This window comes from Vibrio sp. DNB22_10_4 (assembly GCF_052879755.1).
On sequence record NZ_JBNNXW010000005.1, the window covers coordinates 116342 to 140462 of the forward strand.

General features: G+C 44.5%; 20 protein-coding genes and 1 other RNA gene. 7 read left to right on the forward strand and 14 right to left on the reverse strand.

Features of this window, described 5'->3' with window-relative positions; translation table 11 throughout:
- Window positions 1–86 precede the first annotated feature (86 nt).
- The 7 genes from ACVA6Q_RS14440 to ACVA6Q_RS14470 form a co-directional block, all read right to left on the reverse strand.
- Entirely contained in the window at window positions 87–1088 is a 1002-nt protein-coding gene (locus tag ACVA6Q_RS14440; RefSeq protein WP_446647965.1) for a LacI family DNA-binding transcriptional regulator, read from the reverse strand.
- An 89-nt stretch (window positions 1089–1177) separates the two neighbouring features.
- Window positions 1178–2617: a 6-phospho-beta-glucosidase gene (locus ACVA6Q_RS14445; RefSeq protein ID WP_446647966.1), complete on the reverse strand. Its 1440-nt coding sequence runs from the start codon at window positions 2615–2617 to the stop codon at window positions 1178–1180.
- An 11-nt stretch (window positions 2618–2628) separates the two neighbouring features.
- Complete coding sequence (locus tag ACVA6Q_RS14450) at window positions 2629–4506, reverse strand: beta-glucoside-specific PTS transporter subunit IIABC (RefSeq protein WP_446647967.1); 1878 nt, start codon at window positions 4504–4506, stop codon at window positions 2629–2631.
- 285 nt (window positions 4507–4791) lie between these two features.
- The gene (surE, locus tag ACVA6Q_RS14455) at window positions 4792–5673 is read right to left on the reverse strand and encodes a 5'/3'-nucleotidase SurE (RefSeq protein WP_446647968.1); all 882 of its coding nucleotides are present in this window, start codon (window positions 5671–5673) and stop codon (window positions 4792–4794) included.
- A 16-nt stretch (window positions 5674–5689) separates the two neighbouring features.
- Entirely contained in the window at window positions 5690–6988 is a 1299-nt protein-coding gene (locus ACVA6Q_RS14460; RefSeq protein WP_446647969.1) for an OprD family outer membrane porin, read from the reverse strand.
- 103 nt (window positions 6989–7091) lie between these two features.
- Window positions 7092–7742 (reverse strand): beta-phosphoglucomutase, encoded by a 651-nt coding sequence (gene pgmB, locus ACVA6Q_RS14465; RefSeq protein ID WP_446647970.1) that lies wholly within the window; start codon window positions 7740–7742, stop codon window positions 7092–7094.
- 58 nt (window positions 7743–7800) lie between these two features.
- A complete protein-coding gene (locus tag ACVA6Q_RS14470; RefSeq protein WP_446647971.1) occupies window positions 7801–9486 on the reverse strand; it encodes a glycoside hydrolase family 3 protein in 1686 nt (561 codons plus the stop codon).
- 361 nt (window positions 9487–9847) lie between these two features.
- Between ACVA6Q_RS14470 and ACVA6Q_RS14475 the strand changes: the two genes are divergently transcribed.
- Together ACVA6Q_RS14475 and ACVA6Q_RS14480 are read left to right on the forward strand one after the other, a co-directional pair.
- Entirely contained in the window at window positions 9848–11182 is a 1335-nt protein-coding gene (locus ACVA6Q_RS14475) for an MFS transporter (protein ID WP_446647972.1), read from the forward strand.
- Window positions 11183–11398: 216 nt separating this feature from the next.
- Window positions 11399–13849, forward strand: a complete 2451-nt coding sequence (locus ACVA6Q_RS14480; protein WP_446647973.1) for a GH39 family glycosyl hydrolase — start codon at window positions 11399–11401, stop codon at window positions 13847–13849.
- 81 nt (window positions 13850–13930) lie between these two features.
- Here ACVA6Q_RS14480 and ACVA6Q_RS14485 read toward each other — a convergent pair whose 3' ends face one another.
- Window positions 13931–14182, reverse strand: a complete 252-nt coding sequence (locus tag ACVA6Q_RS14485; RefSeq protein WP_446647974.1) for a hypothetical protein — start codon at window positions 14180–14182, stop codon at window positions 13931–13933.
- A 230-nt stretch (window positions 14183–14412) separates the two neighbouring features.
- Window positions 14413–15156 carry a hypothetical protein gene (locus ACVA6Q_RS14490; protein WP_446647975.1) on the reverse strand — a complete coding sequence of 248 codons (744 nt, stop codon included), beginning with the start codon at window positions 15154–15156 and terminating at the stop codon, window positions 14413–14415.
- Window positions 15157–15539: 383 nt separating this feature from the next.
- Here ACVA6Q_RS14490 and ACVA6Q_RS14495 point away from each other — a divergent pair, with 383 nt between their 5' ends.
- The gene (locus ACVA6Q_RS14495; RefSeq protein ID WP_446647976.1) at window positions 15540–16406 is read left to right on the forward strand and encodes a GNAT family N-acetyltransferase; all 867 of its coding nucleotides are present in this window, start codon (window positions 15540–15542) and stop codon (window positions 16404–16406) included.
- Between the two features lie 339 nt (window positions 16407–16745).
- A complete protein-coding gene (nagE, locus tag ACVA6Q_RS14500; RefSeq protein WP_446647977.1) occupies window positions 16746–18194 on the forward strand; it encodes an N-acetylglucosamine-specific PTS transporter subunit IIBC in 1449 nt (482 codons plus the stop codon).
- 189 nt (window positions 18195–18383) lie between these two features.
- Here the strand turns inward: nagE and ACVA6Q_RS14505 are convergent, their stop codons facing one another.
- Both ACVA6Q_RS14505 and ACVA6Q_RS14510 read right to left on the reverse strand, forming a co-directional pair.
- Window positions 18384–19607, reverse strand: a complete 1224-nt coding sequence (locus tag ACVA6Q_RS14505) for an HlyD family secretion protein (protein ID WP_446647978.1) — start codon at window positions 19605–19607, stop codon at window positions 18384–18386.
- Window positions 19601–19921 (reverse strand): MFS transporter, encoded by a 321-nt coding sequence (locus tag ACVA6Q_RS14510; RefSeq protein WP_446647979.1) that lies wholly within the window; start codon window positions 19919–19921, stop codon window positions 19601–19603. The genes ACVA6Q_RS14505 and ACVA6Q_RS14510 overlap by 7 nt, the downstream gene beginning before the upstream one ends.
- Window positions 19922–20043: 122 nt before the next feature.
- Here ACVA6Q_RS14510 and ACVA6Q_RS14515 point away from each other — a divergent pair, with 122 nt between their 5' ends.
- Window positions 20044–21054: an AraC family transcriptional regulator ligand-binding domain-containing protein gene (locus tag ACVA6Q_RS14515; RefSeq protein WP_446647980.1), complete on the forward strand. Its 1011-nt coding sequence runs from the start codon at window positions 20044–20046 to the stop codon at window positions 21052–21054.
- 58 nt (window positions 21055–21112) lie between these two features.
- Here ACVA6Q_RS14515 and ffs read toward each other — a convergent pair.
- Both ffs and ACVA6Q_RS14525 read right to left on the reverse strand, forming a co-directional pair.
- An RNA gene (ffs, locus tag ACVA6Q_RS14520) (signal recognition particle sRNA small type) lies at window positions 21113–21209 on the reverse strand.
- 217 nt (window positions 21210–21426) lie between these two features.
- On the reverse strand, window positions 21427–22167 hold the full coding sequence (locus tag ACVA6Q_RS14525) for a hypothetical protein (RefSeq protein ID WP_446647981.1): 741 nt from the start codon (window positions 22165–22167) through the stop codon (window positions 21427–21429).
- Window positions 22168–22218: 51 nt separating this feature from the next.
- Here ACVA6Q_RS14525 and ACVA6Q_RS14530 point away from each other — a divergent pair, with 51 nt between their 5' ends.
- Window positions 22219–22521 (forward strand): MGMT family protein, encoded by a 303-nt coding sequence (locus ACVA6Q_RS14530; protein ID WP_446647982.1) that lies wholly within the window; start codon window positions 22219–22221, stop codon window positions 22519–22521.
- Between the two features lie 19 nt (window positions 22522–22540).
- Here the strand turns inward: ACVA6Q_RS14530 and ACVA6Q_RS14535 are convergent, their stop codons facing one another.
- The gene (locus ACVA6Q_RS14535; protein ID WP_446647983.1) at window positions 22541–23014 is read right to left on the reverse strand and encodes a YbaY family lipoprotein; all 474 of its coding nucleotides are present in this window, start codon (window positions 23012–23014) and stop codon (window positions 22541–22543) included.
- Window positions 23015–23236: 222 nt separating this feature from the next.
- On the opposite strand from ACVA6Q_RS14535, the gene tesB reads away from it, so the two are divergent.
- Complete coding sequence (tesB, locus tag ACVA6Q_RS14540) at window positions 23237–24097, forward strand: acyl-CoA thioesterase II (protein WP_353498212.1); 861 nt, start codon at window positions 23237–23239, stop codon at window positions 24095–24097.
- Window positions 24098–24121 lie beyond the last annotated feature (24 nt).

A 24121-nucleotide genomic window follows, 5' to 3' on the forward strand; every position in this document is an offset into this window, starting at 1 on the left:
AGTAGTAATAGGAAAGTGAAAAGCAAATTCAACAAATTGCATATTAATATTGCACAGCATTATAGCTACGCTTGTACAAGTTGCCGTTACCACCTTTTTGTGACAGAGTCTCTGATGATAATTGACCCAGTGGTTTCAATGCATGATGCTTCCTCATGCTTACCCAATAGTTTTAAGATTGCTTTTTGAGTCATCTTCTCAAGTGGGATATCGACACTTGTCAAACTTGGACTCAGAAACTCACCGACATTACTATTATCGAAACCTGTTACCGAGATGTCTTCAGGTAGTCTCACCCCTGCTTTGTTAAACGCTTTGCTGGCTCCAATCGCCATGTCATCGTTACATGCCATGACAGCAGTCACATCAGCAGACGCCTGTAGCAAATTCTGAGCGGCTAAAAAACCACCTTCTAGCGTCCAATTACCCTGCTGTTCATAGACTTTTTTATAAGGCAGCTGATGTTTCTTCAATACGTCTCGATATGCCTGATAACGCAACTGATCGGTACCTGAACATACGTTACCGCGAATAATGGCAATGTCTTTATGGCCTTGTTCGACAATGTATTCCATCATCTGAAACGCACTTTGATAGTGGTTTGTGGTTATTGAACAGTGAGGAAGTTCCTCTACGGTGTGATTAATCACCATAATTGGTACATCCGTGTTGGAGATGATAGTGGCGAGTTCTTTTTCGTTGAGGTACTTGGGATAAATAATGATCCCTGCACAGCGCATATCGAGCAGGAAGTTAATAGCGTGTCTTTCCTCCACTTTACTGTGCTTGCCATCCGTCATCACCAGCTGATGTCCAGAATCTTCACAAAAAGAAGCGGCGTGATACATCATCGATGAAAAATAAGGACCATCAAACAAAACGTTAGCAATAACAAACCCTATAAAGTTCGTCTGTCGTGTAGAAAGGTTTTGAGCCAGTATATTAGGGCGATACCCAGTCTCTTGAATAGCATCAAAAACACGAGCGACCAGATCTGGGCGGACTATGTTTTTTCCGTTGAGCACTCTTGATACTGTCGCTTTGGAAACCCCCGCTTTTTGAGCGACATCCAACATAGTAACTGACATCTCACACCTTTATATCAAATAGACTTTAAACATTGTGCATCGACGTTACATGTCGATGCACAATCTCTGTGACATGATGATATCAGCGGTTAGACGGTTTCACCGTTGCTTGAAATCACATCTTGATACCATTGGAACGATTTCTTGCGCTTACGCTCTAGCGTGCCACTACCGTCATTATGTTTATCAACGTAGATAAAGCCGTAGCGCTTTTTCATTTCACCAGTGGTGAACGAAACTAAGTCAATACATCCCCAAGGGGTATAACCCATGAGGTCAACCCCATCTATCGCAACGGCTTTACCCATCTCATCAATATGCGCCTGCAAATAGTCAATACGATAGTCATCATTAATCGAGCCGTCCGATTCAATCGTGTCCACAGCGCCAAAACCATTTTCGACGATGAACAAAGGCACTTCGTATCTTTCATATAACGAGGCTAAACAGTATCGCAGACCTGTTGGGTCAATTGGCCACCCCCAATCACTCGACTTAATGAATGGATTGTCTACCGAATTCTCGTGACCACCGTCCATACTCTCTTCAGTGGACTGAGAAGAAGTTGAGTCTAGTGTATTCGACATGTAATAGCTAAAACCTAGGTAGTCAGCTTTGCCTTCTTTTAAGATGGCTTCATCTTCCGGTAACATCTCAATGTTGTAACCCTTCAAAGCCCAGTCGCGCTTAGCGTAGGTTGGATAGTGTCCACGAATCATCACATCGGAGAACAGATAACGATCTCGCATCGCTTGCTGCGCCAACATCACATCTTCTGGCTTTGAACTTCTTGGATAGAACGGCACCATCGCACACATGGCACCAATTTGCATGTCTGGATTAATCTCATGGCCTTTTTTCACTACCAAAGCACTGGCGACAAACTGATGATGAACGACTTGGTACATGGCCTGCTTTTTATTTTCAAAGTCAGAGAACTTGACGCCAGAACACATCCAACCAAAAATATCGGCCGACACATTGCTTTGGTTATTAATCTCATTAAAGGTCATCCAGTATTTAACTTTGTTTTTGTATCTTTCCATCACGATTGATGAGTAGTGCACAAAAAAGTCAATGACCTTACGGTTCATCCAGCCGCCATACTCTTTCGCTAGGTGATACGGCATTTCAAAGTGACTTAACGTCACAACCGGTTCAATATTGTATTTCAGCAGTTCATCGAATAGCTCGTCATAAAATGCTAAACCTTCCTCGCAAGGCTCGGTTTCATCACCATTCGGGAAAATTCTCGTCCAAGCAATACTGGTTCGAAAGCACTTAAAGCCCATTTCAGCGAATAACTTTATGTCTTCCTTGTAGCGATGATAAAAGTCTACGGCGACTTGGTTTGGGTAATTTTCTCCCTCCAATACACCATCTGTGATGCGACGCTGAACACCGTGCTCCCCTGCGGTTAGTACGTCAACAACGCTGACGCCTTTTCCTTGTGCATCCCAGCCACCTTCAAGCTGATGCGCGGCCACCGCGCCACCCCATAGGAAATCTTTTGGAAATACGTTACTCATGATACTGCTCATTATGATAATTGAATTAATGGTTGGCCGAACTTAACTTGGTCTTCCTGATGGTTTACCGATAAGGAGAACTCATCACTGTTAAGCACGATAAATGGTGTGGTTAAGTCATAGCCAGCATCTTCAATGGCTTGGCTATCAAACTGGATAAGAGGATCTCCAGCTTTTACCTGTTGGTTTAAGGTCACCAAAGATTCGAAATGTTGACCTTTTAAATTCACTGTATCCAAACCTACGTGGATCAAGATTTCTGCGCCGTTATCACTTGTTAGACCGATTGCATGCTTACTCTCGATTACAGAAGAAACAACTGCATCACAGGGCGCCTTAATGACGCCATCAATCGGTTTAATTGCGATGCCGTCACCGAGTAGCTTCGCTGAGAAACTTGCGTCGTTAACATTTTCTAGAGCGACCAGTTCACCATTGGCTGGGCTGATAAGTGTCATTGTTGCTTTCGGTGTCAGAGATGACGTCTCCGACTTTTCAAGCTCTGACTCTTCTTGCTGCTCTGAAACTGGGTCATCGAAGCCAATAACATTGATTAAAACAAAGGTAGTTGCGATTGTGACGGCAACACCAGAGGCCATCCCAATGAAGGATTGTGGGTTCTCGATGCTGATGGAGTTCATGATGGTCAATAGACCAGGCAGACCAGCGTACGCGTAGTAGTAGGTACCAAACAGACTTGCTACGAGCGCACCCGCTGCACCGCCGATACAGCCACATACAAACGGCTTTTTAAGGCGAAGAGTCACGCCATAAAGCGTTGGCTCAGTGATACCAAATACAGCGGTAATACCTGCGGAGACGGATGTGGTTTTTAACGCTTTGTTACGAGATTTGTAAGCGACAGCAAAAGCGGCTGCCATTTGCGCGATTACGGCCATTGACTGGAAGGCTTGGAATGAATCTCTGCCATACATGTCAAAGTTCGCCATGATCACTGGCGTAATTCCCCAGTGAACTCCAAACACAACCACAATCTGCCAGATACCACCGATTAATGCTGCCGCTAGCGGTGGGAAAGTTTCAAACAACCAGTTGTAACCAATCGCGACACCTTCTGCTGCTGTACTTGAGACAGGGCCAATGACAATAAGTGTTAGCGGTACCATCACAACCACACAAACCAGTGGCGTCAACAGTTCACTGACAACAGCCGGAATCACTTTTTTAGCGAATCGTTCAACATAGGACAGTCCCCAAATCATGAAGATAGGTGGCAGAACTGACGATGTATAGACCGTTTTTGCTAGCGGGAAAGATAAGAATGTAATCACTTCCCCACTGCTGATTTGTGCTGCAATAGCCGCCCAGTCTGGGTTTATCAATACGCAGCTACAAAAAACCGCAATAAAAGGGTTACAGTTAAAATGTTTGGACGCTGTGATTGCAATAAAAACGGGAAGGAACGCAAACGGAGTCCAAGACATAAAGTTTAGGACCGCGAACGTACCCGTTTCGGTAAACGCAGGCGCGAAGTATTTGCCAACAATCAAAAAGCCTTGTAGTAAACCTGCCGCTGCCAAAATGTAAACTATCGGTGCGAAAATTGCTGACATGGATGCAATTACTGCGTCCAAAACGCGAGTTTTCTGACCATCACTACTCAGCTTGCTAGAATCGACCAATTCCATCATATTTTCGTAGACATCAGCCACGTGCGTACCGATAACAACCTGGAACTGACCACCGCTTTCTACAACAGTAATGACACCAGTAAGCTTCTGAACCTTTTCATTTGCACTTTCAGGAACTTCTTTTAAAACAATGCGTAAGCGCGTAGCGCAGCGGGTAAAGCTGACGATATTGTCTTGTCCTCCGACCTCGAACAGTATGTCCCGGGCAAGCTTTTTATAATCTCTAATTTTTGCCATTTAGTTTCACCAGTTATTGTGTGGGTATGAGGGCAAGATTATTTCTGAAACCGGTTTCAGCCATAGCCAAAACGAATGAATGTGAACTTTATCACAACTATATTGGTTGGAGAGTGGTTCTACTACTTGCCAATAACAATTTCACATTGCTGCATAGAAGAGACTTATAAAACATCGATTATGTTGAAGCCAATAAACAGGCTTTCTTGAGCACAAAAAGGCCAAGCATGAAGTTAACATGCCTGACCCTCTTGGGTTAAAGCGAGAGATTTCAATTCCACAAAATCAATTCAATATGGACTTATACTCCTGTTCATATTGAGTCGCATTCCAGTGTCCCTGAAATACTGAATAGGTAATATGTTTGCGCATAAGCTGAGTAGTATCGTTCACAATCTCTGGGTTAGAAGCATCTTTGAATGGTTGAAAGTTAGCTTCCTGGACTGTCTTACCATCTCCTAATATCTTGAAGTAGTAGTTGTAGTCAGGACTGACTTCATTCGCCACATACTCTATCCCCTTCACCTCTTCTGCCGGATAAGGGGGATAATTAATGCTTAAACCGGTTCCTTTCGGCAATAGTGGCTCTCCGACAACTCTTTTAGAGTCCAGCTTTTCTACGATTGATAGCGTATGCGCCACACCATCGGGAATATACTTCAGTGAACTAGGCATCCCAATTTTTAGCTCTTCTAAGCGGAACCCCATAGAAACGGCGAGTGCAGGAACTCCATGACGCACAGCGCGGGCGGCTGCGCCAACGGTACCTGAGTTAAATTGGTTAACACCAACATTAGGGCCATCATTAACTCCTGAGATAACTAAATCTGGTTTTTTATCCGCCATGAGACCCGTTAATCCAAACAACACGGAGTCTACTGGCGTCCCATCAAAGCAATATTGCCTTTCCGCTATTTTCTTATACTTTAACTCTTTTCCTAATTTAAATGTAACTGCTGTCCCAGTGCCACTTTTATTATCTAATGGCGCAGACAACCAGACATCATAACCTTTATCATTCAACGCCTCGAACAATGCTTGACTACCTTCACTCTGGCAACCATCGTCACTAACCACCAATATTCGCATTGGCTCAAGAGTATTTGCAGAAACTGTTGCTGGTGCTAACACTGATCCCATCAGTGCAAATAGTAGTGAGTATTTCATTTTAATCACCTCTTAATCAAAGTATGTTAAATTTATAATCCATTTTGAACATGCCACCAATAGTTGGTGCTCGCTTCCAACTACCATTTTCAATCACAGGGTTTCGAGAGCTATCCGTTGCGAATGAATAACCAGGGCCAATACCAAGCATCATGCTCAATCCCTTAATTTCTTGGAAACTATACATAGCGAGTAAGTCTAAAGATCCTTCATGAAGCTTTTGCCCCTGATATTCAATACCAAAGCCATAAGTCAGTCTCCCACCAAGTTTTAGACCCGGAATACCAGAATTCGACATGTCATACATTGTTTGGAATGCAACCATGTGCTCGCCATCTTTATTAAAATCAATTCCTGGGCCATCAGCGACACTATTAAAGTTACCATCTGTGTTTTTCCCAAGATCCCAGTAAAAAATACCTAGGCCATGATCACTTTTGGCATCGGTATAAGCATAACTTCCACCAATTTTCCAACCAGAAAACAAGTAGTCTAAGTTAATATTGTAATGCGTCGCTTCACTCTCAAAAGGAATACCTTCCCAGTCATCTAGCCCTTGGTTATGATATAAATAGCCAGAGAAAGCTAACGCGTTATAATTCGGTAATCTATGCTGCCATTTGGCTTCTAAACCGCTGCGTCTCAAGTAATCCTGACTTTGCCCGGAGAATAGTAAAATTGAGTTCTTTTTTCCCCATCGATAGGTCAAGTCCCCAGTAATGATGTGATTGATTTTCTCACCACTAAGTGTTTCAAAGTCCTCTTGTAATGGCGTGTCTCTGTCGGAGAAAGTATCAACAAATGCGCCCCTTAGTTCTAAACCTTTGTAACCTATCTCGCCGCTGGCGCCTTTGTAACTACTCACCACTGCTCGGCTTTTTGAAACAGTAATGGCTCCGAATTTGTGAAGTGACTTCCAGCCATAGTATCCACGTGCATAACTATCATCACCCTCAAACTTTAGCTTTCCGTAAACTTGGCTAATCTTATTGAAACCTTCGGCTTCGCCGTTATTGTTTCGTAATAGATTACGTCCAGCAAAGTATTCATTTGCTCCTAACTTGATTGCACCAGAGTAAGTCGCATCGATGCCAATAAAATTACTTAAGTAGCCTGATTTATAGTCAATAGCGACACCCTGAGCCCAAGCAAACTGCTCAATATCGTCGTTAGTATCTGTGTCTAAGTACATGGCGATATTTCTAGTAGATAGTGTCACTTTACTATCCTCTAACAGTCCCTCTGCGTATGAAGCAGAAGAAACTGCCAGACCAGATAGAAATATCGCATTTATTGCGTAATCTAGTTTCTTCATATTAACCTCTTATTCCTTTGTTATCCCTTTAGGTTAATAGTACGGTTTAATATAAATGTCAGTAACGGTATTGTTTGTGATGTTTATTAGTAGATATTTGTCATTAATATTTATTTGTGATTACGTTCAAATATTCCGCCATATCTTTAACAACTTTATTAGCATGCCCTAACTGTGCTTCATCACCAATAGCAATGACTTTCATGCCCGCAGATAATGCTGCATTAACACCGGCTATCGCATCTTCAAATACGACACACTCTGCTGGTTGACCGTAAAGCTTCTGCGCTGCAATTAAGAATACTTCCGGGTCTGGTTTAGCATTGGTCACACTATTTCCATCAACTACGGCATCAAAGTAATCAAAGATCCCTGTCGTCTTTAGTATCTTAATCGCATTTTTACTAGCTGAGCCTAGCGCCATTTTTATATCTTGTTCTTTAAATAAAGATATTGTCTCGATAACACCTGGTAGTAAATCACTTTCCGACAGCTTTTCTATATAGCTCAGATATATTTCATTTTTTCTAGCTAACCATTGAGACTTATCTAAATCTAGGTTTTGGGAATTATTTATTTCCAAAATAATATCTAAAGACCTATCTCGACTCACACCTTTTAGTTTTTCATTATCAGCAATTGAAAAATTTAAACCTAGTTCGTTAGCGATCTCTTTCCACGCCATATAGTGGTACTTCGCGGTATCAACTAAAACACCATCCAAATCAAATATTGCAAATTTCGGTAATAACATTGTGGCCCTTATGGCGGGCAGCCCCGCCATTATCAATAACTTCGACAAGTAGAATGAATTAGATTCTGGTGTCCCATTGGCCGACAAATGCATCGACCGGGCTGATACCAGTGAAACTGGAGTACCCAATTAGCTTCGAAGCAACTGCATTGATGGTCACTTGATTTGATGTATAGGCATTGATATATGTTGGGACTCTTGGCACATCCATTAGGTGGTATGGACTACCAAAGGATACAAAGATTGTCGGAATCTCTTCACTAAACCAAGGAGCGTCAATCCCCATTGGGCGTGCCCAATTAATGCGCAACGTTGTTTTATTACTGGCCGTTACATACTTAGCGACGTAGATAACCACATCATAATCGGCAACAAAGTCTTCTACCGATTGCAGCATGTCACGCATGGTAAATTCAGAAGTGTCATAGATGCTAGCGTGAAAGCCATGTAGCTCGAGTACAGACTTGAACGACTCAACAGTCGATGACTCATGACCGAACATGTCGGGATCATCGCCAAGCCCAATAAGAAGCACTCGACTATGCTGCTCTAGGTTTAGTGGAAGAATGTCATCACGGTTTTTCACCAATGTAATCGACTTATCAGCACACTGTTCAGCCATTCGCTTATGCTCTTCACAGCCAACAACTGACGAATCAAGTTCAGCTTCTAAATCGCGCTTGTGCAGCCCCAATGCGGCTTTCGTGGCTAATGTTCGGGTAACGGCTTCATCAACGCGCTCTAGTGTTAACAATCCGTTTTCTATGCCTTGGCGCATATAGCGGACATCTTCTTCCAAATCTTTGTTGAAGAGAAAGAGATCGCACCCTGCAGCGATACACTTTGGTACGGCTTCCTCACGTTTCATTGCAACCGTGAAACCGACCATGCTGGTTGCATCGGATACAATCATGCCGTTAAACCCAAGCTTTGTGCGCAATAGATCATTGAGCAATTCAGGTGCGAGCGACGCTGGCATAACCTCAGTATCCGTTAATGCCGGATTGAGCTGTTTTGAATACTCTGGCATCGCGATATGGCCAGCCATTACCGTCAATGCACCCGCATCAATTGACTGTTGGTAAACCTGACCAAACGTACAGTCCCACTCCTCTGGCTTCATTGAGTTAACCGATAGCACTAAGTGCTGGTCTCGGTAGTCCACGCCATCACCAGGAAAATGCTTGATTGATGTGGCCATTCCCTGTTTCTGAACAGCTTCAACGTAGGCTTTGCCCATTGCGCCCACAAGCTCTGGGTCACTGCCATAAGTGCGTGTATTAGTAATCGGATTATGGGGGTTATAATCAATATCAATGACGGGGGCAAATGCCCAGTTACAACCTACTGCACGTCCTTCTTTCGCAACGACGGTACCTAAATTTGTCGCCATTTGAACATCTGCCGTTGCCCCTACTTGCATTTGGCGACCAAACTCAGTGCCTTCAAGAGCAGACCCATTACCACCGCTTTCCAAATTTGCGGCGATTAACATTGGGATCTTACTGTGTGATTGAAGGTAGCGGTGCACGCTTTGTACTTCTTCAGTTGGTCCAGGGCGAAACATAACGCCTGCGGGTTTATAGTCTTCCAATAGTTTAGATAAATCGCTTTCTTCAGAACTTAAGCCAATAGGGCAAAACAAGTGTCCTATTTTCTCTTCTAGACTCATACCGGATAATGTTTGTTCAACCCACGCAATATCTTCATCTGAAAGATAAAATGGATTTGCTCTTAAATTCATAACGCTTGCTCCTATAACAATTTCCGCCAGTATAGAATCAAGCGAAATATCAAACTTCGTATAGGTTTGTCTGATCGTATAGGAGATCTTTGTGGTCAAATAAAAAGTGTGATCTGAGTACTACCTGAAACAGAGGGATTTAAATTCATTCATTTCTCGATAAATGCCTAGATATTTGGTAATAAACAAGGCTGTTCAATGAATTGATTGCTATCGAGAGTGTCGCTAGTTTTGTATTGAGCGATATCACAGAAACCACACAACCACAAAGATCACCCATATAGCGAGTTAAATAGGTCCCTTATTCACTCGCTCAATAGCCGCCATGATAGTGACAGAATCAATATCATGGACACTCACTATGCAAACACTCAAGTTTAAAGAAAAGATCGGTTACGGGTTTGGCGATTTGGCTAGCTCGCTCATTCTTACTACCATAAGCACATTCCTGATGTATTTTTATACTGATGTATACGGACTCTCTGCGGCGGCTGTCGGTGGGCTGTTTTTCGTTGCCCGAATGATCGATGCAGTCAGTGATCCACTAATGGGCGCTATCGCCGACCGAACGCAATCACGTTGGGGAAAATTTAGGCCTTACATTTTATTTGGTGCCGTACCATTGGCTCTATTAGCCATTGCAACGTTAACCACACCAGACTGGTCGATGACCTATAAACTGGTATACGCATACGTTACCTATATTTTGCTTATGGTTTGCTACACCATCGTCAATATTCCGTACTCCTCTTTGCCTACGATGATGAGCTCTGATCCGCAAGAAAGAACGCAATTAACAAGCTTTCGAATGTTTTTTGCCTTCTTTGCCATGCTGATTATTTCTGGCGGTACTCTTCCTCTTGTTGGCTTTTTTGGTGGTGATGACCAACAGTATGGCTTTCAGATCACTATGACTCTGTTTGCATCGATCGCAGTTATCCTATTCTTCCTCACTTTCTTTTTAACTAAAGAGAGAATCAAGCCCGTCAATCAGACTACATCACTCAAGAGCGATCTGATGACCGTCATTCACAATCGTGCATGGTGGGTACTTTTAGCCGTTGGTGTACTGTGCTTTAGCTTTACCATGCTTCCTTTCGGTGTTGGTATGTATTACTTCAGTTACAACATTGGTAACACCGACCTTGCTACTGGTTTCTTTGTCTCGGGTAACCTTGGAATGCTCGTCGGCGTTGTCATCACCGCTATTTTGGCCAAACGCATCTGTAAAAAGAGAATGATCATTATTGCTCAACTGGTGGCCGCTGTTCTTATCTCGAATCTTTATTGGATGCCGACAAGCAATATCTTTTGGGTCTACGCTCTGTTCTTCTGCGTCATGATTGCTCAGGGTGCAAGCGTGCCAATTATCTGGTCAATGGTGGCAGACGCCGCAGACTATTGCGAATGGAAACAAGGTAAACGTGTGGTCGGCCTAACCACCAGCTCGGTAACCTTTTCACACAAGTTTGGGATGGGGATCAGTGGATTGATTACCGGTGCCGTACTTTCCTTCTATGGCTATCAGGCTGGCGGTGAACAAAATGCAGAAACATTGAATGGTATTCTTCTCATGATGAGCATACTCCCTGCTGTTGGCTTCCTAACCAATGCCTTGGTTCTGACTCTTTACCCCATAGATAAAAAGACCGGTGCTCAGATGGAATTAGAACTTGCTGAAATACGCGCCCTATAACCTCTGAGCGGTCAATCCGCCTGATTCATACGCCTCGGCAAAGCGTGAACGTAAATTGTCGAAGTGAAATAGTAAGACCGATGCTATCAACGCGCAGAGAGCGGGCTTCACACTCTCACTCATTCATGGTTGGCTTAACCATAACAGCAGTATGTTGATAGCGTCGTTTCGCTTATCATTGTGAAACGTTCAGCGTTTCCCCTTAAGGACTTACCCATGCAGTACCGCCACGAACTCATCAGCCTTGACGAAGGAATCAATGCAAAAATCTACATCCACTCTGTATTGGAAGTCACGTCACACTGGCATCAAGAAAGTGAGCTGCTCATGGTTCTCAAAGGCGATGTGGTGGTCAGGAAGGAAAACCAAACTCACACTCTCCATCAAAATGACATTGTATTATTCAACCCAAACGAACTGCATTCCATTAAGTCAACCAACAGCCAAAATGTGCTACTCGCCATCCAATTTCCTACCGATGTAATAGAACGTTTTTACGCAGAACTCAACAATGTTCACTTTCAGATTAATAGCGCTCTAGATGCAGAAAACCACCAGTATGATGCTTTGCGTAAACACTTAGCCGAGATCATTTGGGCTTATGTCAAAAAGAAAGCATGGTACAAACTTGCGATTGAAAGAGAGATTTTGTCCCTTTTTGAAACCGTGCTGAGCTACTTTCCCCATCAAATATCCAAGGACAGCAATCATCAGCTAAGAGAGCACGAATTGGAGCGACTTGCTCGAATCGTCGCACACGTTGAACAGAACTACAGCAATAAGATCCAACTTCAAGAAATCGCAGCCATAGAGTGTGTAACCACTCACCATCTTTCTCGTTTCTTCAGAGAAAGGATGGGCATTACGTTTCAGGAATACCTGTTCGACTACCGCTTGCATTGTGCTGCGGCAAAAGTGATCACGACAACGGACAAGATTTCAGACATTGCCTTTGAGTGTGGGTTTACAGACCCGAAGTTATTCTACAAAAAGTTTAAACAGAAATACTCGCTAACCCCAATAGAGCTTCGCAAGGAGCGATACACTCCCCATAGTAGTGAGTTAAATTCGAGTTATATGAGTGTCAGTGATAACGAGATCTATAAATCACTGTTTCAATATCTAAAAAAAGCACCGTCTACCATAATTCAGCCCGAGACCGAGCAGCCGCCTATCCCGGTTTCTTTTGTATCACAACAGGCAAACCTCAACCCGATATGGGGCAAGGTCATGACATTTGGCTGTGCACACGAAGCACTTCGTCCTAAGATGCAGCAGCAAATGGCATTCATGCAGTCCAAGCTCCATTTTCAACACGTCAGATTCCAAGGTATTTTTGTCGAACAAATGCAGATAGTCGTCAACCTAGGTCAATACAACTGGAGCTACGTTGATGAGTTATTTGATTTTTTACTATCAATAGAGTTAAAACCGTTTGTTTGCCTCGGTTATACGCCCGACACTTTTGCCAGTGGCACTCAATCCGTCGCCCACTGGAAAGGCAATATCACCCCTCCACAGGAAATGGTTTGGTGGCAGGATTTACTCGTGCAATTTTTCCAACATATCTTGCAGCGCTACGGTGAGGCCGAAGTCACGACGTGGTATTTCGAGGCTTGGAATGAGCCTGACTTAGCTGGCATTTTTTGGTCCGAAGACCAAACAACCTATCATCAGCATTACTTAAACACTTATCAAGCGATTCGCTCTGTCCATCCGGGCATAAAGATTGGTAGCCCTTCGGTTAGCCATATGTCATTTGCAACAAGCGACTGGCTAAATCACTTTGTCGATTTTTGTCATGAAAACGAACTCACTCCTGATTTCTTCTCACTTCATATTTACCCAGAGGTTTATGATGCCTTCAGTTCGTTAGAAAACTCAGGCAACGTCATTCGTCGCTCCCTTGGTGAATTTGGAAGTCGAGAACTCATCACCAAAGGCAAACAACACATCGCCTCTCTCGCGCCTGAGGAGGTTCATGTAACCGAGTGGAATACTTCTGCTTGCTGGGGCAACAAGCTGCTCGACACCGCTTATATGGGTAGCTTTATCATCCATAACGCTATCGATCTCATCAATGAGGTTGACTCTCTGGCTGTTTGGACTTTTAGCGATCTGTTTGAAGAGCGTGGGCCGTCCGCATCGACTTTCCATGGAGGATTTGGACTACTTACCAGAGAAGGTATTCCTAAGCCTGGTTTTCACGCGCTTGCCCTACTTCAACAACTCGGCAGTATCATCATTGAACGTGGTCAGGATTACTTGATCACTATGAAAGGCCAGACTGTTCAAATCCTAATGGTAAACTACGTTCACTTTGACGATCTTTACGCCAGTGGTGATGTCTCTGCTGTTGAGGCATCCAATCCTTACGCCGCGTTTAACGATCAAGAAAGCAAGCAATTTGCATTTGAAGTTAAACTGCCTTCAGGTCATTACCGGCTAACAAGACATCAGTTAAACCAAGAACACGGCTCTGCTTATGATGACTGGCAGCGTATGGGGAGCCCTAATCCTCTACACGTTGAAGATGTTGAACAATTAAAACGCATTGCTTGGCCAAAAAGGACTGTTAACACCCTTCTGCATCAAAATGAATCTTTAGATTTAAGAGCGGTTATACCACCGCACGGCGTGGAATTGTTGACTCTATCGCCTCAATAACAAAGGCGCTTGAACAATTCGTCTTCTTACAAGACGCTGCGTAGGTTTCTAGTACTGAAAGAGGCAAAATACCTCTTTCATTTATTCTTTAGCCATGTCAATTTGCTCAATGGATAGGTAGTATCTTTGGACTAGCACTTTGAATACAACAAAAGCAGCAGCACCGCCGAACGTTGGAAGTATTCCGTCCACGATTGGATCTACTATAGCTTGAATACCAAAATAAACAGTCACCACTAAAATAAGCGCCGAATCGACAATGTCATACATTGGCAACAGAGTTTTAATTTCAGAGAACGTCAATTCCGGCACCTCATACATTACTCTTTTCATAAAGTATCCCTCGATAAAAGGGACCGAAGTCCCTTTGATTATCTTTCTATACGTTCATACTTGAAATATGAATCCCCCAAAAATTGGCAGTGAGGGGGATGGTTATTCCGCTACTCGACTTATGTTAATAATTGACAAGAAATCGAATAGCAGGAATTCTTTAGAAATTGAAACCCTAACCAATGAAGAGTTGTTTTGGATTGAGTATCACTTCTTAACTATCGCTTTAATTAGAATTTCACAGAAAGGCCAAATTGAGCGGCTTTTTCTTCAAAGTGGTCAGCAACAAATGACGCTGTTGTGTTACGAAACTCGGCGTATGGCTGAATGTCAGTTTCTGAATAAGTAACGCGTATCTCATAGTGGCGATTATCTTCGCGATCATAATTAAGCTCACCTTCTAGCTGCTTTTGAGTAACGTAGTTAAACGACACATCAAACTTTTCCAGAAGGTCATAAGCAAAACCAAGTTCCGCACGAGCAATTTTAGAGTCGTGCTTCGAACCGTATCCGTTGTGGTGATCATGCCCGTGGCCTGTTTGATACTCCATCCAAGTTAGCCCCTTAACACCTCGGTCGTATCCTAATCGACCGTTGACGGTTAAACCGTGCCCTACGGCATAGTCGGCGCCGAAACGCGCACGTATTTCTTGCTCTCCGAAACCACCGTCGGCATATGAGCCATAAACAAACGTTCCTAGATTTTCGGTCGTGTTGAAGTATTTACCTCCACCAATTTGATAGAAGTTATGCGCCCCTGTCTCACCCTCTGCATATAGAAAGTAACCAGAGTCATCCATAAGGACCGTTTCAAAACCGTAACTCTCGTCACGCTTAGTCGAGCCGTGATTCGCTTCACTCTCGAACACGGTATAAACCTCAACTTGTGAACCTTTAGAAAGATCCACGTTGCCGTGCGCAGCCACTCCTGCAGAAAACGTGACAACTGAAATTGCAACCAATATTTTATTCATCTTCTCGCCTCATATGCTCCGTTTGGGGTAGTAAACAAAACCCACCCCATGACGGTATTCGTGAATATCAAAACCCTTAATTTACGGATACCTGAACTTGAAATTCGCCAGGTAAAACAACCGCTTTACGTTGGGGGCTGTCCTTTGCCACGGCGTGCAAGATACAAGGCGATGAACAACTTGTAATGTTATAGAGACGATAACCTTCGCCTATATATTTCAAATTATTACAAACTCAAAAAGTAATATAACGCTTGATGCAAAAGGTTGACCGAGGGGTGAAATATACGTCAAAGTGAAAGGGAAATGGTTTTAGCGTTACTGTACGAATTGCGTAGCGACCTAAGTCAATTCATATTAGATTCACGTTGCGAGGTAAATCTGTGACAGTTCCACATTTAGACACTGAAGAAGCGAAGCGCGTCCTTAGACTTATGGCCAGAATAGAGGCTGGCTCGAGAGAACATCAGAAACACGAGAGCAATATCGAGTTTTACGCTGATGTATTATGTGATTTTGTAAACCGATATGGGACATACAACCAAGAGATTTTAAGCCGCCCTGGGCGCGGTTCGTCCTCCTCTAGGGTCGGTGACGTCTATTGGTTTGACGGCGTCGATAGTGTGGACGGGAATACCCTGTATTACCTTGCTTATCTTGCCGACCGAGAGGATAGAGGTTATCGATACGACTTCGACAATATTGTCGAGCGTATCAAATACCGAGTCGCGTACAGGCTAATGCATAACCTAGATCTAGACGAGTCTCTCGATATCGAAATCATAAGGGGCGGAACGACAGCGATCCCTTACATTCGACACGCCGAAAAGATATACAACGAGGCTAACCATCTCCCAGATCCAGCGCGAATGGAGATTAAAGACAAAAGGTCGGTGGTTATTATTCGCATTCCGGGCGTTTGCGTGGCCGTTGGCGATAGAATTCGACACCCTGAACATCCTGACAAAACAAGACATCTCATCATGTGTCACTACCTTTGCGTCGAGAAAGAGCACCGCGGAAAAGGGATCGCTACAAAGCTTATCAACTTTGCCAAGGAAAACGCGATCAGCAATGGCACTAGGTTAATTGGGGCATATGTTGAGACAGATGAACAAAGAGAATTATGGAAGGCTTTAGGCTTCCCATATCAAGGAAACATCGGGTTAAATCAGACTATGTTTGACCGACCAACCGAACACCTTTGGGATAAAGAATGGCACCCATCTGACGATGCTGAGAAACGATAAAACAAGAATAAAAAACGCAACTTCATCAATATTAACAGTGTATCGAACTCAATTTTAACGATTGAGCAAGCCTAGCCCGAATCACAATCGGGCTTTTTTGTATCTGTAATAAATTAAATTGGCTCAAGGGCAATGAAGGGCTGAGATAATACTCAACTCAAGCGAGCACTGGTGTTCTAACTCAAAACTTAATCCAAAAAGCTCTCAATACAGCAATAACATAACTAGAGGTCATACTGACTATAAGGTGATACTTCGGCCATAACAAAATAAGTTAAATTCGAGTCACGAATTAACTTGGATGTGACCATCATATCGAAAGCAAAGTAGGTAAATTTTATGTCACCTTTAGATTATATGCAGAAAGTGGGTAAAGCCCTTATGGTTCCAGTTGCCGTTCTACCCGCTGCGGCCATTTTAATGGGAATCGGTTACTGGTTAGATCCCGTCGCGTGGGGTGGAGAGAATGCAATGGCGGCATTTCTCATTAAGTCTGGCGGTGCCGTCATCGAAAACATGCCGATACTATTCGCTGTTGGTCTCGCGTTTGGACTATCAAAAGATAACCACGGCTCAGCTGCTCTATCCGGCCTAGTTATGTGGCTGGTTCTAATGGCGCTGATGTCCCGTGAAATGATTGGGCAGATCCAAGGCATCGCGCCCGAAGACGTAAACTACGCATTCGACAAGGTATCGAACCAGTTTGTCGGTATCATCTGTGGCATCATCTCCTCGGTTATCTATAACCGTTATTCAGGCGTTGAACTACCTAAATTCTTGGCTTTCTTCTCTGGCAAACGCCTTGTTCCTATTCTAACTTCTATTGCAGCCATCGCCGTCGCAGCCGTTCTTATGTTCGTTTGGCCTGTCGTCTTCGACGCATTAGCCGGCCTTGGCGAGAAGTTTGAGAACATGGGTTCCTGGGGCATCGGTATTTATGGTGTGCTAAACCGTCTAACTTTAACCGTCGGTATGCACCATGCTTTACAAACGGTGGTTTACTTCGACGTTATCGGTATTAACGATATTCCTAATTTCTTAGGCGGTGCCAAGTCTATTGCAGAAGGAGTGGGAATCCCAGGCGTAACAGGTCGCTATCAAGCGGGTATGTTCCCTGTAATGATGTTCGGTCTCCCAGCAGCAGCGCTTGCTATCTACCACTGCGCTGACAAAGAGAACAAAACAAAGGTTGCTTCAATCATGCTTGCCGCAGCTATGGCGTCATTCTTTACGGGCATTACCGAACCAATTGAATTTTCGTTCCTATTCCTAGCACCAGCACTTTATGTTGCTCACGCGGTGTTGGTTGGTTTAAGCATGTACATCTCTGCAGCAATGGGATGGATGGCTGGATTCGGTTTCTCTGCAGGCTTTGTAGACTTCCTACTCTCAACTCAAAACCCGTTGGCAACTCAATGGTATATGTTAATCCCTCAAGGCCTAGTATTCGCAGTTCTATACTACGTAACGTTCCGCTTTATGATTACTAAGTTTAATTTCAAGACGTTAGGTCGCGGCGGCAAGATGGACGACGACAATGCGGAAGTCAACGACGAAACCACAACCAAATACATCGTTGGGCTAGGTGGTAAAAACAATATCAAAGTCATCGACAATTGCATTACACGACTACGCCTAGTCGTTGAAGACTCAAACAAGATTGACGAGGAACTATTGAAAGCTGCCGGCGCGATTGGCGTGATAAAAATGGGCGAAACAGGCGTCCAAGTTATCGTAGGTCCAGGCAAAGTCGACAAAGTCGCAGCATCACTCAAAGAAGCTGTCTAAACGGAATTAGCGACTCCCCCTATAGGGTTGATTAGTCACCAACCTTAAACAGTCGCTTGTACCCGCCCCCTCCTAGTGAGGGGGTTTTCGTTGAGAGATAAATCATCGAAACAACATACTGCGCTCGGGTACATACACGCGCTAATAGTTACGCAATGCAGCAAACTTCTAACGCATGTCTATGCGTTTCTAGATTGAATAGAAGAAATAAAGCTGCGACTTCATTCTCAGGATAATACCGCGAATAACATCAAGGAATGCAAGGAAGCCTATAGGCTTATCGCCACTCACCCAAGCGAGACCAACAGCGCCGACCGGAATGTCATAACCTTCGGTTTCATAAACTCTCAAACGGACAAAGTGGTGTTTATTGTTGACGTTCTGGCCTGTCGTTGCGCGTACAGATTGGTCCATCGCCAGCAATGTCCCTTGCGATTCTCCCGTTGCTTCAACGATACCTTCAACTTCCGCGGCAAACACATGTCCTGGATAGACAGATGTTGAAAATTCCGCAGGTTGCCCCGCATGGATATTTCGAATGGCTTGGTGATTCACTCGCATCAACACATACTTTTCATTGGTGTACATCTGCAGACGGGGGACTCGCGAAAGCAATTGCCCTTCTCGCAGAATAAAATTAGTGACAAACCCGTCTGCTGGCGCGTAAACCTTAGTGCTATCCAGATCCCATTGCGCTCGCTCCACATTTTCTTGTGTGTTACGAAGCTCTGCGCGCTTACTCTCAACAGCGAGCTCAGACTTACTTATTGCAAGTTTAGCTTTATCGGAATCGACACGTTTTTTATCGAGCTGAGCTTCGATAGTCGTGACTTTATGGCGCGCCACTTCTACCAAGCTAACCTGCTTATCGATATCACTCTCAGTAATAGTGTTACTCACAACTGAGTTTTGCTCCTGAAATCGCTTAAGCATTTTATTCTGCAATTGGTAATCGACCACTGCAGCCTTGAGCTGACTTTGAGATGTCTCTACCGCTTTAAGTGATGATAAGTAGGTAGACTTCGCTATTTCAACATCTTGAATCGCACTGTCGAGAGACACGTCAGCAGCCTCATTTTGAATAGCGGCTTGATCCAATGCAATCTGAAACGGTTTTGGATCGATTTCGTAGATGAGTTGCCCCTTCTCAATCTGTTGATTAGGCTCTATATGAAGTTTGATCACCTTACCTGAAACATTCGATGAATCCGGGCGTAATTGAATATGCGGTGCTTGAACCAAGGATCCTCCCGATAGATCCATCGGTGTATAGTTAATCAGCCCAACCCAAACAAACATTAGCCAACCTGTACCACCAACATACGCAAAGCTCTTAGAGAACTTGTTCCAAGGCATGCCAATGAGTCTAAGTAAGTAGATGAACAGAGCCCAAACCGCTAAACCTTCTAACATGCATCATTCTCCGGTTTTTCGCTGTCACTATTCCAAACATCGCGTAGGCGAACAATGGCTTTTTCCATATCTACAAATGCGATAATCACGGCCAACACCCATACCCAATGCCAGATAAAACCAATCCAAGTGAGTGCGGTAATGAGCCCAAGCTGGTGATGGTCTCGGCTGTGGGCTTTATTGATAGGAAGTTCATGGATTCGCCAAAATCCATAAATAGCAGCACCAATACTGGCTACTAACACAACGGCTGACACGACGTGAAGCGCGGTATCAGCCCCCGTTCCAACGAAGGGGACACTCACTAAACTCATTGCTTGCTCTCATAAATAAATCGAGTCGGGAGTGTAAATCAGCATGAAACAATTGGTTACAGTGTGATAGATTCAATCAAATATCCGTTATTTTTGATTGAATCAATGTCTAAGGAAGAGTCATGTTTCACAACGTTCACTTTGTTCGAGTGATGGGAATCAAAGGGTTAGTTGACCGCCTGCAGTTAACTTACAGTATTACGCCCGACGCACTCGGCATACCACGCTCGGTGTTGGAGTATGATATGAACCTGATTCCGGTTTCAGTACTCAATCAATTTTACGAAAACCTAGAGCGCATCACTGGAGATCCAGACGCAGTGTTGACGCTTGTTCGACAAATGGATCTCAGCAAGCTTGGCTCATTGAGTCACTGGTTCTTCGCAGGACATGACTTAGCTACAACGATTCGTCGCATCAACTCCGGTATTACCTGCATCCAATCTGGCGCCTTTTTTGGTGGGGAAATCGTCGGTCCCATCGTCAAATGGACTTACAAAAACGACTCGATCACCGCTAACGCTAAAGCACAAGATGGCGTGCGTGTCGCCAACTTCATGTTCAATGTGCTCAAACATTACTTAGGGCAAGACTTTACGCCCAACAGAGTCTGCCTTCCCGGCTCCCTAACCAACAAAACTAAGTACGAAGACTATTTTGGGTGCCAAATTGAATGGGGGCACAATAAAACCGAAGTGTGGCTGCCGAATCGCTTGCGTTTACAAGGCAATAGAGCCCCGAAACTGCCCGCAGAAAAACTATCAATGAGCTTTGCTGACTTAGATGGCTATCTCGATATGCCCGATCCTCAAGATGAGATGAAAGTACTTTACGAAGTCGTTAATTACTCGAGACATTTTGGTCTGCCAACACTTGCCAAAGTATCACAGCTTTTAGGTCTGTCTGAGCAGCAACTACAGCGGCGGCTGCAATTTTCTGGGCTTAATTTTACTTCTATCGTGGGGTTTGTACTTTCCGGGGAAGCCGTAAAGCAAATTGTCTTGGGTGTGCCATTAGAGATCGTCGCAAAAAAAATGGGCTATACCAACACGACAAGCTTTAGTCGCATGTTTAAAAAATACCGTGGTGTAACACCAAGACAGTACGCTCAAAATTACGCTGACGCTTATTGATTTGATGAGATTCAGATAGCAAAACGCCGCTAATAAAAGCGGCGTTTTTAATGGGTGGAGACCCCAGCCACATCCCGGCACACAAGTCACTCGCTGCGGCTGCTTCCTTCCGGACCTGACCGAGTTCACGAGCTATTGTTGCGGGAGGACCAGGGCCTCCATAGATTTTGTTGCTGTTGCGCTGTGAAAGGTCACTGCTGCAAAGCGTGGGAGGATTATCTGGTATCGGGGCGATGATTGCAAGGGCTTGCGAGCAAAACTGTTTGCTTTATCTGTTAAGTGCTTACAGATTAAACAAAGCGCCCAACATTGCTTCGTTTGTGAAGCTGCTGAGCGCAGGTTATCCCCATCGATGTCCCTTGCTTAACACGATTATGTCCCTTGGTGCTCTTCATCAATGTTGATGATGTAGTCAGTCATCCACGCAGTGCCAAGCAGACACAGCCAAACAACGAAGACAGGTTTAGGAACATCAATCGTTGGAACCACAACTATCGCCGCGAAACCAACCGTTGGTAGCGTCCAGCAAAGTAGCTTATTCCACTTAAAGGTTTTTAGCCTGCCTAGGCTTTCCATTGATGCGAGCATACCCGTCATACATAGCGAGATTAATGCCGCATAAGGCAAACCCGCAGCCCACATGGGTAAGATTAGGAGCAGTGACCACCAGCTGTGTTCCGTTGAGCCCTTCCAGTTTCTCGCCGCGAACCAAGCAACAAAAACCGAGAACCCCTGTACAAGTGTCACCATCGGAGTTCCGCCTAGTTTGCCTGCTGACTGCGTCAGCATAATACCGACATTCAGAGTGAGGACGATAAGCCCGACGATACTGACTACCCAGACATTACTGCGCTTAGAAAAGACGACCATAAAGACCGGGAGTAATATCCATACCGCCACTGACATCGCAATAGATTGCAGTGGAAGCGTGAGACCGTAAACAATCATGGATGCGAGTAGCATTAACCCAGCGACACCACCTTGAGGCAGTATCCATAAAGCTGGAATCATCACCGCAAGTACAGGGATATCCCCTTCAGTAACACCAATGGTTCTAGCACAAATCATCGCCAGCACACTTGTGATTACGAATTGAAACACCGAAAATACCATAGCTCCCCCCTCATACCTTTCCATGGCAAATAAATCTGGGACAGTTTCAGTATGGATCAATTCAAGGCGCAAATCTTTGCAGTAATTCACCAAATTCCATTTGGGAAAGTAGCAACTTACGGTCAGATTGCAAAAATGGCGGGCTATCCGGGCTACGCAAGGCATGTTGGCAAGGCGCTTGGTAGCTTGCCTGAAGGTAGCCGCTTACCTTGGCACCGTGTCATCAACGGCAAGGGAGAAATCTCTCTAAAGGGAGATTCGTTTTTGAGACAGAGATCGATATTAATGGAAGAAGGCGTGGAGTTTTCAGTGAAGGGGCGAGTGCGCTTAAAAGAATTTGGTTGGCAGCCCTAAGACTGCCAACGCATGTTCGTTATCTCACGCCCACCAGCAACAAGTTCACTTGCTCAGTGCTATTCGCATCGGTAATAACCGGGTAAGAGGTGTCAGAGATGAAACGCAGCTTACCTTCCACTTCGATACGTGCGCTCACACTGTAGGTATGCTTTGGATTGATCTCTTGAGTGTCGTAGCTTAATTCAAAATCGAACGGCACTTGCGCACCATCCGTTGTGAAGGTTTGCTCACTGATCACTTTCGCCGCCACATCTTGTAGCGATACGTCTTGAAGTTTCACCGTCACAACAGCATCAGCCGGTAGCGCAATTCTTTCTCGGTAAGCGATGGTGCCTTTTACTGATGCCATTGTTTCTTGCTCTGAGACAGTAGTTTCTTGCTCCGCAGAGGTTGGTTTTTCGACTTCCGTTTGCGGGTTTAATTGAGGTGCAGTTTGGCAGCCAGCTAGGCCAAGGATAAGCGCCAATGCGCCAAATTTTAATAGTTTCATGAAACCTCACTTGATGGGGCGATTAACTCTGTTAGCGATAGTTTTATTAGAAACACATCGCTACGTTATGCAATAAAGATAACAGAATTCTACAGTTGCGACGCTCAAGCTCGGTCATTTTGCGGAAAAAACCACTCTATTCCTACAAACCTCCGTATCCCTTGACGAATCCATCAGTAAAATCCACACTTTGCCCATTACGTACAAGAAAAAGACCTATCTATGAGCAAACCATTAACTGAATTACTCGAACTGTTGCAATTAGAACAATTAGAGCAAGGGCTATTTCGAGGTCAAAGCCAGCACTTAGGCTTACCTCAAGTGTACGGCGGCCAAGTCATTGGTCAGGCACTGTCTGCTGCGCGCTATACAGTGGCAGAAGATCGCACCGTGCACTCATTCCACAGCTACTTTCTTTACCCGGGCGATCCGCTAAAACCGATTATCTACGATGTTGAGAATCTTCGAGATGGCCGCAGTTTTAGTACCCGTCGCGTAAAAGCGATTCAAAATGGTCGCCCTATTTTCTATCTTACGGCTAGCTATCACTGTGAGGCGCCAGGCTTTGAACACCAAAGCACAATGCCAGAAGTAGCAGGACCTGAGAACTTTGCCTCTGAATCAGAGCTGGCGATGCGCATTGCCGATTTCTTGCCAGAGCAAATCCGTGAGGTGTTCTGCAGCGAAGAAGCGATTGAAGTACGTCCGGTACACGTTGTTAACCCGTTGAAACCTGAGAAGATTGAAGCCAAGCAATATCTTTGGATCCGTGCGAACGGTGAGGTTCCAAACAATGAGCTCATTCACCAGTATGTGCTCGGTTACGCTTCTGACTGGCGCTTCCTCACTACCGCTCTGCACCCTCACGGCGTCTCTATCTTCGCGCCTAAATTCCAGATGGCAACCATTGACCACTCCATGTGGTTCCACCGTCCAGTGAACACTAACGAATGGTTGCTGTATGCCATTGATAGTCCTAACGCGAGCAATTCCCGTGGGTTAGTACGAGGCGAGATCTTTAACCAGAAAGGTGAACTGGTTGCCTCTACGATTCAAGAAGGTGTACTTCGATTTAACGAGTAAAACGAAAACGCGCCTTATCAAATC